At 45.6% G+C, this 13,385-nt stretch carries 9 protein-coding genes and 1 riboswitch; of the genes, 4 read left to right on the top strand and 5 right to left on the bottom strand.

All coding sequences use genetic code 11. The features are described 5' to 3' along the window. Nucleotides 1-12 precede the first annotated feature (12 nt). The gene (locus DESDE_RS04675; protein WP_014792885.1) at nucleotides 13-552 is read left to right on the top strand and encodes a helix-turn-helix domain-containing protein; all 540 of its coding nucleotides are present in this window, start codon (nucleotides 13-15) and stop codon (nucleotides 550-552) included. 14 nt (nucleotides 553-566) lie between these two features. Further along, on the top strand, nucleotides 567-1,112 hold the full coding sequence (locus tag DESDE_RS04670; RefSeq protein WP_014792884.1) for a helix-turn-helix domain-containing protein: 546 nt from the start codon (nucleotides 567-569) through the stop codon (nucleotides 1,110-1,112). A gap of 120 nt (nucleotides 1,113-1,232) precedes the next feature. Here the strand turns inward: DESDE_RS04670 and fdhD are convergent, their stop codons facing one another. The 3 genes from fdhD to DESDE_RS04655 form a co-directional block, all read right to left on the bottom strand. Next, a complete protein-coding gene (fdhD, locus tag DESDE_RS04665) occupies nucleotides 1,233-2,033 on the bottom strand; it encodes a formate dehydrogenase accessory sulfurtransferase FdhD (RefSeq protein ID WP_014792883.1) in 801 nt (266 codons plus the stop codon). A 145-nt stretch (nucleotides 2,034-2,178) separates the two neighbouring features. Next, entirely contained in the window at nucleotides 2,179-3,102 is a 924-nt protein-coding gene (gene amrB / locus DESDE_RS04660) for an AmmeMemoRadiSam system protein B (protein WP_014792882.1), read from the bottom strand. A gap of 50 nt (nucleotides 3,103-3,152) precedes the next feature. Beyond that, nucleotides 3,153-8,057 carry an Ig-like domain-containing alpha-2-macroglobulin family protein gene (locus tag DESDE_RS04655; protein WP_014792881.1) on the bottom strand — a complete coding sequence of 1,635 codons (4,905 nt, stop codon included), beginning with the start codon at nucleotides 8,055-8,057 and terminating at the stop codon, nucleotides 3,153-3,155. 197 nt (nucleotides 8,058-8,254) lie between these two features. On the opposite strand from DESDE_RS04655, the gene DESDE_RS04650 reads away from it, so the two are divergent. Then, nucleotides 8,255-8,704 carry a CBS domain-containing protein gene (locus DESDE_RS04650; RefSeq protein ID WP_014792880.1) on the top strand — a complete coding sequence of 150 codons (450 nt, stop codon included), beginning with the start codon at nucleotides 8,255-8,257 and terminating at the stop codon, nucleotides 8,702-8,704. 796 nt (nucleotides 8,705-9,500) lie between these two features. Here the strand turns inward: DESDE_RS04650 and DESDE_RS04645 are convergent. Next, nucleotides 9,501-10,472: an MBL fold metallo-hydrolase gene (locus tag DESDE_RS04645; protein WP_014792879.1), complete on the bottom strand. Its 972-nt coding sequence runs from the start codon at nucleotides 10,470-10,472 to the stop codon at nucleotides 9,501-9,503. Nucleotides 10,473-10,680: 208 nt separating this feature from the next. Then, nucleotides 10,681-10,766: riboswitch (cyclic di-GMP riboswitch) on the top strand. 130 nt (nucleotides 10,767-10,896) lie between these two features. On the opposite strand from DESDE_RS04645, the gene DESDE_RS04640 reads away from it, so the two are divergent. After that, nucleotides 10,897-11,958: an HD-GYP domain-containing protein gene (locus DESDE_RS04640; protein WP_014792878.1), complete on the top strand. Its 1,062-nt coding sequence runs from the start codon at nucleotides 10,897-10,899 to the stop codon at nucleotides 11,956-11,958. Nucleotides 11,959-12,057: 99 nt separating this feature from the next. On the opposite strand, the gene nrfD is transcribed toward DESDE_RS04640, so the two are convergent. Next, entirely contained in the window at nucleotides 12,058-13,356 is a 1,299-nt protein-coding gene (nrfD, locus tag DESDE_RS04635; RefSeq protein WP_242831338.1) for an NrfD/PsrC family molybdoenzyme membrane anchor subunit, read from the bottom strand. Nucleotides 13,357-13,385 lie beyond the last annotated feature (29 nt).

The raw sequence follows: 13,385 nt of genomic DNA, 5'->3' as shown, positions 1-13,385 counted from the left end.
GAGGAATCTTTTTTGGCTGATTTAGGTTCGGCAATCCGTTTTATGCGCAAAAACCAGAAACTAAGTTTAAAAGATGTTGCTGAGAAGACAGAGCTAACAATAAGTCATTTGAGTCAAATTGAAAGAAACCTGGCTAGTCCCTCCCTAATCACTTTAGAGAAAATAGCCTCTGCCTTAGGATACCCCATTTCTTCTTTTTTCGTAAACCCTCAATTCACCTCAACTCATATCCCTGCCGAAACTCAGAGAACTATTCAAATCAATCCGGGAACGACCCTTCGTTTTTTAATCAATAATGTTGGCCAAAGGAATCAGCTTGGTGCCTATATCGCTGAGATCACGGATCCCGCTGGAGAAATTATGATTCACCATGGAGCAAAATTAATCTACATTTTAGAAGGAGAAATGCATTTCAATGTAGCTCAAAAAGACTTTCATCTTACTGAAGGAGATTCTCTCTTATTTAACGGCAATGTTCCGCACTGGATCAGCCACAAATCCAAGTCAAGACTTAAACTTTTCGTGGCCACAACTCCACCTGAAATTTTCTAAGGGGGCGGTAATTCTTGATTGAGGTCGGTGAATTTATTCGTGCCATACGAAAAAGGCGCAATCTTACAACCACCCAATTGGCGGATCAATTGGATTTGAGCAATGGCTACATCAGCTTAATTGAGAGGAACATCGTCAGCCCTTCCTTAGCTACTCTCAAGAGAATCGCCCAAGCACTTAATATCCCTCTCGAGTCCTTCTTTTTAGATCCTGATACTGAAATAATTTATAGTTATCTTAAGAGAGATGAGCAGTCACACCTTCCTGTTGAAGACAGGAATTGGCGTTTGCTTATCAATAATTCGAAGACCAATCTTATGGGGGCCTTCATTGTTGATTCAACAGCCGCGGATAAACACGTTTATTCCCACCAAGGGGTTGAATTAATCTATGTTCTGGAAGGCGAAACCTCGATCAGTATAAGCAAAGAGGACTATCACTTAAGGGCCGGAGATTCTTTATATTACGACGCCTCCATTATGCACTGGGATAACAAAGAACCCGAGGTTCCACTGAAGCTTATTGTAGTGGCCATCCCACCGGAAGACTTTCATTTTTAGCTCTCAACATTCGAAGCTATAAAAACATGAAGGCTCTAAAAGCATCACTGCGCTTTTAGAGCTTTTTTTACCTTTACATGTCAAGAATATAAGTTCAACATGAACATGTGGGAAGGATCTTCAGCATACTATAATTCGCTCAGGATGAGTGTAGATATTCATACGGTTTTCCCGGGCAAATCCGAGAACAGTAATACCCAGTTCCTCCGCAAGCTCAAGGGCCAGATCTGTGGGGGCTGATACCCCGATGAGAATGGGGCAGCCCATCTTGGCCGCTTTAATGAGGATTTCCGAGGAAATCCGACCGCTAAACACAATCACCTTTTGGGAGATGTCGGTTCCATTGAGAAAAGCATGTCCATACAATTTATCCAGGACATTGTGTCTGCCAATATCCATAGCACTATAATCCAAGGAACCTCCAGAAGCCAAGGCTCCCCCATGGACTCCTCCGGTAAGATGAAACAGTTCCGAGTTGTCTTCCAAGAGATTGATGTAATGACTGACTTCTTGCGAGGTAATGGTATGCTGGCTCTCTACTTTTTGGGCCAATCGGGCATCATTAGCAAAATAGAAAGTACTCTTCCCTTTACCACAGCAGGAAGTGAGATAACGTTTCAGAAAAAGGTCTTCACTGAGGGTTCGTTCCTCAGTGGTCTCCACCCACACAAGTCCTTCCCTTTTATCCTGGGTAATCTTCTTTATCTGATTAGGATCATTGATGATCCCTTCTGAACAGAGGAAGCCTATGACTAATTCCTTCTCCTGAGTAGGCGTACAGACCATAGTCGCAAATTCTTTACCATTGATAAAGACTGTGAGAGCCTTTTCGATGACAACCAGTTCCTTGACAGCTTCTTTATCTGTTCCTGTAATTTTGATGACCTGAGTCTCAATTGTATTGGCTGAAAGGCTGCTCATGTCATTCTCCCCCCTGCAAAAATCTTTCCATCCTCACTTAGGCCATCTTTATTTATATTATACGACCCGACGGACAACTTTACCTTTTTGCACCTTTATTCTTTTGATATAATTTTTTTACTACTCTGAAAAAGAGGAATGCTCATCATTTTTGAGTGAACATTAAGGTGAAATAGCTGGTCGTTTCTATAGTATCGTTTTGCATGATAATGCCCGAATTGGTGTTATCAAGGATGGTAAACGTTCTGATACCCTCTTTTTCTGCTAAGCGAAAAGCCGTGGCCAAAGAAATAGGCGAATCCACATAATCGTTGTTCAGACGAAGAAGGGTGGCATAATCAAAATTTCTCATAACCTCCAGGGTCTCGAGATCCTTGGCCTGAGCCTCACTTCGAGTAAGATAATGAGAGAAATCCACTGAGGCAATTAGAACAGCCTTTTCATCCATAAAGGGAGCTAAACCGCTCAAAAGAGCATCTACTTCCCGGATACTAACATCATGATGAAGTATTACGGGAAGAATTTTGCTTTCCGGCAAAAAGTGCTTTATGAAAGGTACCAGAGCACCAATGGAATGCTCCTGAGCCAGAACTTCCTCATCTGCAACCGCCAGCCCCTTCTCTATAAGATGCTTGACCAGATTTTCTTCTGAAGGGAGGATGCCTGCGGGGGTCTGCCAACCGGAAGCCCCAGTAATGACCTTTCCACCTTTATTAAAATGATTAGGACCAACGACAATCACCAAGCGGGGCTCCTGCCGGGCTAAGGCTGCCATAGCGTTGACAATGAGGCGATCGGCCACTAAATGATGAGGTATTACTACACTGATAATTCTCCCATCAATGAAGGTCGGATCTGTCGAGCCCTTAGCTAACGCTGTACTCAATTCGTGTTGAGTAACAAAGCTGGGGTGGACAGATACGCCTGGATTCTGGGTTCCCTGGTTCCGCACTGCCTCGGCCCAATTCTTCTCTGTCCGGAACTCTCCCCCTACCCCTGAACCCAGAAGCAGGAGGAAAGCTGCACAGACAATAACTAATAGGGATGCAGCACCTTTTCCCTTTTCCATAAAACCTTCCTTTAATCTTATCTCAGCTAATCCATACTCTGATTTTCCTTTTATTCTATAAGGACTTTAGCTTCTTTCCCACTGGTGTAGATCCCGCTGTTTGTAATATGGCTTAAGACAGGGGCTTCAGCGGTAAACTCCCCGGGCGAAATCACCCGCGCTAAATAGGTTATCTGCTTTTGCTCTTTATCACATTGGAACACAAGCCTTTGTCCATTCACTTCTACCGGATAACTCCAACGGATACTCAAGTTGGAGGAATCCCCCCGATAATTATAGGGTCGGGGAATATAGGTGAGCCCCGCCGGCAAGACATCAATCATCTCATAGAGTCCGGCAGGCGCCTTTTCTCCTATATGATAAGTAATGACAACCTGAACCAGGTCGGAACGCTTGATGGTGATGGTTTCCTGACCGTCAACCAAAAACTTATGGCTAATGGACAAATCCTCCCCCTTTCCTGTCTCTCCGGCCTTTATGGGTTGGCTGTAGGTGGAGACTATCCCCACTTGCCCTTCAATCTCACTGAATTGGATGGTTTTCAATTCTTCCGGTTGAAGGGTGAGTTTAAATACCTCCTTGCCTTGCAGAGTTTTCTTCTCTTTTTTCCCATACAGCTCATAAGTGAAGCTCACCGGAGCTGATTGCATAAATTTCAAATTGTACTTAAGGATTTGAATCTGTTCCACCAGATTAAGAATATCCTTCCCTTGGTTCTCCAGCAGGTACTGGTAGAGCTTATTTTTTTCCGGTTGATTCAGTCGAGAGGCAAGGAGCGCCATCTGGGTCGTGGCCTGAATAATTTCATCCTGGTCCTGCCCTCCCTTGATCCTCATGGTGGCACCCAGGTCTTCTCCGTAGGGTTTGATCAAATCCTGGTATACTTGCTCAGCATAGGCTCCATCCCCAATCTCCAACAGAGCTGAAGCCAGGTTGATCTTTACCTCAGGTGCTAAATCTTTCTTTTGATATTCCTCATTGATGAGCAGCAAAACAGGTTCCTTAAGTGCAGCTAAACCTAAGAGGGCCAGGCTTCGGTCTTTGCCTTCCTCCTGAACTGCCAGGATGCTATAGAAATAGCCCGCCAAAGCCCTTTCATCAACTATTCCCGAGGTTGTGGAGGCTACCTGAGCTGACAAAGCCAGTTCGCTTGCCCCATAGGGGAGAATGCTGATTCCTCCGTCCATTTGTTGATAGTTGAGGAGGGATTCCTGTTCTTCTCCCTCAGCAAAGAACTCTTCCTCAGGAAAGTACTCCTTGAGAAGTTTTCGCGCTTCCAGCCTGGCCAGCTTTTGCTCCAATCGACTGCCATGGGACCAAGCCATCCGGTATAGACCTTCGAGGTTCTGACTCTTCTCTGCATCGCTAAAAACCACTGTAGTAGGTTCCTTTACAGAACCTTTGATCTCAACCCCTTCGCTCAGGAGATTCTGGGATGTGACGGTTCTCGCTTGGAAGGAATCTTCGATTACAAACTCCTTCGTAAGAACATCCTTCAATCCACCGCTTTCAGCGGCAACTGTCAGAGTATACCTCCCCGCATCTAAAGCTGGCAGCTTCCAGTCCAAAGCTTGGAAGGACTGGGTCCTTTCCGTCCAGCTCTTTTCTTCTCCCCGGCCTGAGATCAGGTTTATTTTGTAGTCTACTTTCTGATTGGCCTTGAGTTTCTCCCCGAAAGAACGGAGAATCACTACAGGAGAGTCTCCTGACAAAAAGAAGCTATTGACATTCATTTCGATAAAGAAGGGCAAACGAACCGGAATCTGGGTGGTACCGCTGCCGGCCTGAAGATGTTGGGTAAAAGCATGATAAGTTACCCGCCAAGACGTTAGATTATCCGGCAATTGGAACTGTGCCTTGGCCTTGCCCTGTTCATCCGTCACCACCGTGGTGAAAAGCACTGTATCACGGAAATCTTTCCGCTCCGAACCCCCTTCTCCTCCCTGCTCGGCCCCCCCTGGTAATTCAGGATGGTTGTGGGACTTCCGGGTAAGGAGGGAAAGATGGATTGTATCTCCATAAAGGGCATCGCGGAAATACACGTTTTGCTCACGTAGGCTAAAGAGAGCTTCGTCCACTAAATTTAGGTTAACCTGTGCTCCAGGAACGGGTTGATTCTTCGGATCAAGAACCTGAAGCTCAAGCATCACCGTATCTCCCGGCCGATACTCTTTCTGATCCGCCCCGATTTTCACCTCTAAAGCTTTGATCTCTCTGGCAAAGGGAACCGTAAGCCAGGAGGCCTCGTGGTATCTGTATCCATCAAAGTGAACCCCATATACCGTGAGATTGGGATTATGCCCCTGTTCAAAGGTGAAGCCGTATAAAGGGTGGGCACTGACCTGATAATCCTCGATAAACTTTTGTCCTCTGAAGAAAAGGAGATTCTTCTCCCCAGTCGTAAATTCCTGGTCATTCATCATAAAGGTCACTTCGACTTCTTCTCCAGGCTCATACCCTTCTGCACCTCTATCCCCTTGGAGGTAATAATAGGGATGCTCCGGATTAAAGCTGCCACTGTTCCCTATATAGATCCTTTTCTTGAAAGGGTGACCTTCACTATCCTCAGCAACAAGCTCCAGGTAATAGGAATTCCGGGGTTCCGGCAAATCACCGGTATAGCTTACCATTCCTTGGGCATCCGTTACCAAGTCGAAGTCTCCCTGATGCTTGACGGAATAGTCATAATAATAGTTTTTCACGACCTCTTTGTTGATAAAATCGTAGCGCTGACCGGCTTCTACCTTTGTCCATACCTCCTGATAGAGGTGGCCCTTAACAGGCTGATTTGGGATGGACTCTTTGAGAAAATGCTCCTCACTAAAGTCTTTTCCCGCGTTGATACCCGTCAAATCCACAGCGGACAGCTGGGCTTTAAGAGTATATCCACTCTCATGACGCTTGGCTTCTCCTGTCAAATAGACCTTGCTTTTAAAGACATAAAGCCCACCGGATGAATAAATCTCCCCTACTTCAGGCAAGATGGCGTTCATCCCTAAGTAAAGATAGCGATAAGGGCTATAATCCTCTTCATTAAGTGCCGGGCTGAAAGATAGTGCAGCCTCTCCTTGGTCATCGGTTATGACTGACCCCTTCTTATCTTGGATCGTGTAAGCACATTGCAAGCCCGGAACGGGGGTTCCTTCAAAAAAGGCGCTTTTCACCTGGAAATTCATAGCCTCCCCCACAAAAACGGCCCTCTTATCCTGACTTAAAGACAGCTTATAGGCAGGCTTTTGGTAGGTAGCCACTTCAAAACCCCTGGTGAGCAGTACATTCCCTTCTGATTTAAGCTGCAGGTAATAATACCCCGGCTTGAGCACGGGCAGCTTGAGCTGTCCCTGATAGGTCATCTCCTGGATGGGAAGGGTCTGAGTCAAAATCGGCCCCCCATCATCCCCTTCATAATAAAAGGCATTGCTGGCAATCAGTTCTATACTTGCCTCTTTGACTACCGGTACCTTTTGCCCCTGAAGACTGTCCTTGCCTCTGGGAGCAAGAACTCCCCAAAAATGGACCGTATCTTCAGGCTGGTAAATCTCCCTGTCCAAATAGAGATATTTCCAATAATGAATCGCTCTCTGCCTATCTTGGGTATACCACTGAGGCCAAGGTTCCAGGGGTATGAGAGTCTCTTTATTCCCACTTTTCACCAAGGCATAATCCTGCTCTGTCCCTACCAGACTTTCCTGTATCAAAACCGCTCCTGATTCATCTGCGGCTGTGGAAAGATTCCTGCTGTCAATTGTAACCTGAGCATGAGCTGCCGGGGCCTTCCTGTTTAGATCATTGGCCCAAAACAGAGTGTTCTCTTCCCCCCGAGCTAGGTATACCGCTAAATCGCTGACTTGAAACCATATTTGCCGGATGCTTTCTCCCGCTTTCAATTCAGCGACATAATAACCGGCTTCCAGCTCTTCGGGGAAAAGGACATAATGATTATAGTCGTCGATTCTAAGGAATTCCGTCTCGTATTCAGCCACTTTATACTGAGGGTTCATATCTCCTCGATACCGGTTCCAGGCAAAATAGGACCAACGAGGATTCCGATCCCTCTGACCTAAGGCTCCTTGGAAGACTTTATAATCCGGATAGCGATACAGGTCTATATGAAGGGGAGGAATGAACGAGTTAGAGAAATAAGCTGGAAAAGCAGGAACATCTGCTGTACTAAACTCAGTAAGTTCGGAGTTCACATCAAAGGCAAATTGATCGGTGTTTTCACTTCCCGAACCCGTTTCGAAACTAAAGACATAGTCTTCCGCCAAGGTCTGATGGGTTTCCATTAAGGGGAAACCCTTTTTCAAGGCTACGGTATAGATGGTGGATGGTTCGAGTCCTTTAGGGACAAAAACCAAAGTCTTTTTGTGTTTTTCGAAAGCACCTTCCACATGAGGGGATATGCTAAAATAGTCTTTGAGGGTGCCGATTTCATAACTATCATGGGAAAAAGTTATCTCAATGCCCGTGCTGATTGGGACATGGGTACTCTCACGCCGGGGCAGAGCGTTGATGACCCGAAATTCCCCTTTGGTCTGGAAGGCCCAGCTCAGGTTCTCTTGCCCTGACCCGTTTGGGTCAAAGGTTAGGGTATAAATAGTATTGGCTGTTAACTGCTCTTGGGGGATAATCTTATATTCCAGTCCCCCGGTTTGCTTATCCAGGGTATAAGAAAATTGGGGGTTAATATGTAAAGCTGTGGTTATAGTCTTTTCGCTCAAAGGTTCCGAACTGGTTAAGACAAAAGGACTGTCAAGATCCACTCCCAGCTTATCTGTATGCAAGGCCTTAATGGTCACCTTAGAGGCATGTACATTAGGAGGGGTACCCAGTTCTCCCGCTCCCCAGAAAAAAGCTGCCAGCAAGAGAATTACAAGGCTCAAGCCGGCAGCGGCTTTCCAATTCTTTGGACCTCTGTACCCTTTTCCTTGTGATGGCTTCGGTTCATCCTTCATAGCACCCCATCCTTTCACCTTAAATATAGGCAGTAATTCGTAAAAGATGAGAAAAAATTCTTGTCTAAGAATTCTATGAAAGATTGTTATTTCCTTTTTTACCAGATTACCTCATTTGTTCTTGTCAAAATCGTGGTATACTAGTACTAAATTCAGACAAAATATGTCCCAAGGTAATTGTCAAGGGGGTATTAGCAATGAAGGTTCAGGATATTATGAAGACTAATGTTATTACAATTTCACCGAATACCGAGATTAGAGAAATCGCTAAGCTACTATGTGACCATCATATTTCCGGGGTTCCAGTCCTCGACTTTTTCGGCAATTTAATTGGTATTGTCAGCGAAGGCGACCTGCTTCATAAAGAAACCAACCCTCGGGTTCCTGAAGCGGTGGGATTCTTGGGTGCTCTGATCTATTACCGTGGAGTCAAGCAATATGAATCTGATCTAAAAAAATTAGTTGCCCTCAAAGCCTCGGAGATTATGACTCAAGAGGTTATAACCCTTAATAAAGACGCTACTATTGAGGAAGCCGCCTCTCTGATGATCAAGCATAATGTGAAACGATTGCCCATCATGGAGGACGGAAAAATGATCGGAATCATCAGTCGAAAAGATGTCATTAAGGTTCTTATTGAGGAGTAGACGGCTATGCCGCTGGCGCAGCACCAGCAGAGGATGAAAAAACGCTTGCTCGGGTCGCGTAGCTTTACGCACAACGCTTACTCCATAGCTCCAGGGCTGGTCAACTCGCTTTCTTAACAGCTACGCCAAACCTCTGGGTAATACCTGATGTGAACCGGCGGCTTCGCTACGTTAAGAAAGCGACATTGACCCGACCGCCCCTCCGCTAAATCCGTTCGCTTTTGTGCGTAAAGCTACGCTTGCGGGTCTTTTCGTGTCTTTTCTGGGGTCTTTTTCATCATCTGCCGGCCATGCCGCGGGGCGGCAGATGATGAAAACCTTTGCTCGGGTCTGGTAGCGTATCCTACAACGCGCCGCTCAAACCCGAAAGACAGCCCAAGGATTTTGCTTTACAAGAGTGAGCGAATTTAAGCGAGCGGAAACAAAACTTCGCGAAAGCACGCAGCGGAGAAAGGTTGGAAACAGGACGTTTCCAACCGGCTATTGAGAACAAGTGCGAAAGCAGTGCTTTCGAGGAGCAATTTGGCCACGAAACCCGGGCGAGGGTTTCGCCCAAGCCGCCTGCCACAGAGAAGACTTAGCGGCGCAGGTGTACCTTTCGGAGCGAAGAGCTTGAGCGTTAGTTTTGTCTGCGCAGCTTATCTAGCGACCAGTGTAAAGCAAAATCCTGGAGAATTAGCTTTCAGATTTTTTCCAAGTACATAAAATGTGCTCAAACAGTTAGCCCGCCAATTCCCTTTGAGAACCGGCGGGCTAACTTTATTTGTCCAAACTCCCTCTGAAGTAATTCCCTTTATCACGGATTAACCAATTCATAGTTATGCTTCCCATCGAAACTCACTCGCTGGGCCTCTCCTTTATACACCAGATGCTCCAGATGAGCCATGGCTTCGCCAGAGGCAAACCACTTTTGGGTTAGGGGAAAATCATTCCAGCTCTTATAGTTCAAATCCCAGCGCATTCTTGCAGCTGTCTCCATAACGGTTTTTTTACCATCACACAGAATCCCGGTGATTTCCTCGAGTCGTTCCTGGTGATGAGCTATCAATTCGTCAATTCGTTGCCGGTGGTTTCGAATAAGGCTGCGATGAGCTGGAAACACCCAATCAATATCAAACTGGCGAATCTTGTTCAGGCTTTCAATAAAGTTTCCCAGACTATCGATTTTGTAGTGCCAAAAGGTAATATTGGGAGTTATCTCATTAAGAATATGATCCCCGCCGAAAAACAGCTTATGCTTTCTTTCGTACAGACCTATGTGCCCTGGGCTATGACCAGGAATATCGATAACTTCGAATTGATAGGGCCCCACCTCCAAACAGTCCCCTTCTTGCAGTGGAGTGTATTCAAAAGGCTCCTTAGGAGCTATATCGAAGGCTTCTATCTCCTTTATCCCGATTCCTTGTTTCAAATTAAGGCCCTCACTCAGATGGTTCAGCACAAGTTCAGGAGAAGTTCTGAAGTTATTCAGCAGGGTGCCATCTTTCTTCCCGATATAGACCTTACACCCTTGTTTCCATAGATAGTCGGCCAGTCCGGAATGGTCGATATGCATATGGGTCAGCACTAAATCTGTCCGTTTAAGATCAATGCCTGATGCAGCAATCCCTTCCATAAGAGCCTTTTTACACTCTTCCTTATTAAACCCCGTATCAAAAATCAGGGGACGGTCTTCGGAAAGGATAATATAGCTATTTAATGCCTTCAGTGGATTTTTCGGCAATGGAACTTCATTTAAATAAATTTGGGGATAAACTTCACGAATCATTTCTTTTCACCTCAACGCTTTAAAGATAAACTATTCTGACTATTCTAACATAGATATTCCGTGATTCATAGAGGATGTACCCTATTATTTAAAATTCCCCATTTGGGCGAGAAGATGTTGTGAAGCTAAAACTTAACATTTATAATAGGATGAGTGATAAAAAAACTTATACTTTAGATACATAAAATATGTATAGCCTGCACTTTAGTGTCGACAATAGCAAACTTGGCGAAAGCCAAGGACGCAAAGCTATGGGTCTTCCAGGACATGCCTGATGATTGCCAAGCCACCGAAGCCTTAAGCTTTAAACTACTTTGTCGCCAGTTCACATGGCGATTTTTAATTTTATATCCCTTTTTTATAAATTGATCCCCTCTTTATAAATTTGATCTATGAAGATAAGTTTGAAAGGAAGAACAATTCAATGCGTCAGTTAAGTATAAACAGGCTTCAAGAAGGAGATATCCTGGGGCGAACCATCTATACCAATGACGGTCGTGTACTCCTGGGAAGAGGAATGTCTCTGACCAAGTCTTATATAGAACGTTTGAAAACCCTTGGTATCAGCATTCTCTATATTGACGACGAGGAAAGTAAGGATATCGTGGTGGAGGATGTTATCTCCGAAGAACATCGGCGTGAGGCCATGGCGTCCCTGGATAATGCCGTACAAGCTGTGAAAGTAGGAAAAGACTTTGATGGCTTTAATGTAAAAAAGAACATTGACAACATCATTCAGGATGTCCTTTTCCAAAAGGATATCTTCATCGGATTAGCGGATATGAGGACCTATGACAATCAAATTTTTGCACATTCCGTCAATGTATGTGTTCTCTCCACTGTACTGGGTAAGGCCTTAGGCCTGGAGCGGGAAAGTCTGGAAGGATTAGCCATCGGTGCCTTATTTCATGATATCGGCACCGTGAAATTGCCCAAGAAGCTGTTAAATAAGCGAGAGCCCTTTACTCCTGAGGAAGCGGAGCTTTACCAAACTCACACCAATCACGGCTTCGATATACTCAGAACAAAACGGGAACTGAATTTATTGAGCGCCCATATTGCCTTCCAGCACCATGAGCGTCTCAATGGCAACGGCTATCCCCGTAAACTGGAGGGAGATGCCGTTCATCAGTGGGCACAGATTGTAGGCATTGCTAACTTCTATGATAATTTAGTGAATGACGGCCCAGGACATACCCGCATCCCGCCCCATGAAGCCTGTGAAATTCTTATGGGTAGCGCAGAGAAATTTTTCTCTAAGGATCTGGTGATCACGTTTCTTAAACATATTGCCGCATATCCCACGGGCTGTACCGTTAAACTGAGTACCGGAGAAACAGGTATCATCGTCGATCAAAATAAGAGTCTGCCCATGCGCCCCATCGTCAGGGTTTTAGTCGCCGACGACGAGCTTTCCAATGTCCAAGCGAAAGAATACAATCTCGTGGAGAAGCGCACTCTTTTTATCGAGTCCATTCTGGAGTAAGCTATTTAGACAGAGTTAAACAATTTACATTCTAGGAGCGCAAAATGAGAGCGCAGCGAATTTACCCGTTCGTTGCGCTCTTTTATGCACTAGGGATGCTTATTTCTTCGGAGAGCTGGGCAAGAAGGAATACAATCGAAAGGCTAAAGAAACGACAAACAGAACCACGCCAAAAGGAAAGAGTCCTAAAGCCATTTCGATCCCCGTGGGAAAATAGGGCCAGGAACTGGTAAAGGACGATATTCCTTCTTGATATTCACCGATGGCTACAGGATATGCCCAGGCCTCGATACCGGTACCATGAATAGTGAAGCTTAACGGTATGGCATTAAACGACGGGAACATCAGCATCATACGGTGGGCAAAAACCCCTATAAAAAGCAGCACACAACCAAGAATTAGGGTTTGCCGTGTACTTTTGCCCTTTTGGGTAAAGAAAAACAGCATGGTAAAGGCCGGCAAAAGAAGCTCTATGCCGTAGATCATCCCATATTGGCCAAAGAGAAGGGCGAAAAGTTCATGACCTTCGGTCCCTCCCCACCAGCCATGAATCAGCAGATCTACAGCCACGAAGAAAAAATGAACCAGGAGTGCACCGGCTACTATGAGGGCTAACGTCTTAAAGGCATCCTGATATTCAGTAAACCCTTCTTTCCCTACATAAATGAGGGAAATTAAAAGCACTAGGGCCGTTCCCGAAGCCACCGCTACCGCAATAAAGTCCGGGGGTAGTATCGCCGTGTTCCACCAGCCCCGGGAGGCTTGGGTGGCAAAGATCAAAGCAGTGACCGTGTGAATCAGTACGGCAAAGGGCAAGCCAATGATCGCCACACGCTTCGACCACTTTTGGGAGAAACGTTCTATCTCCTCTTGGGAATAGTTCTTGGTCCAACCCTTAAAAAAACCATGTCCCTCCCTTTTCCAATCGGGAAGAAGCTGGACATACACACTTAAGAAGGTTACGACCATGTAAGCACTGATAACAACCATATCCCAAACAAGAGGAGAGTTCACATTGGGGTGGAGGAGTATATTATAGATCCGGTCGATGCGACCCATATCGGGCAGAATCATAGCCCCTGCTCCCAGGGTACAGGCAAAGGCCGACAAGGAAGCAATCCTCGTCAGGGGTTTTAGGTTCTCCAGGTTAAAAAGATAGACAGAGGAGGATACGATCAACCCACCTGCAGCGATGCCTACAAAAAAGGCAAAGGTGGCAATATAGAGTCCCCAGCTGAAGGAATTACGCATATTGGTGACAATAAGACCTTCCTTGAATTGAAATCCCCAGGCGCTCAAGCCTATCAGCAATAGGATTACCGCCAGCACAAGCATCCCATTGAAGGGTTTGCCGGCAGCAGGCACCGTTCGAGTGGTCACCACATTATTCTGTGCCAAAATTCTTTCACCCTTTCTATTCTCTTGAT

It is taken from the genome of Desulfitobacterium dehalogenans ATCC 51507 (assembly GCF_000243155.2).
GTDB classification, from domain to species: domain Bacteria; phylum Bacillota; class Desulfitobacteriia; order Desulfitobacteriales; family Desulfitobacteriaceae; genus Desulfitobacterium; species Desulfitobacterium dehalogenans.
Note: the sequence above shows the minus strand (reverse complement) of the source record. Positions and strands in the feature narration are given on the sequence as shown.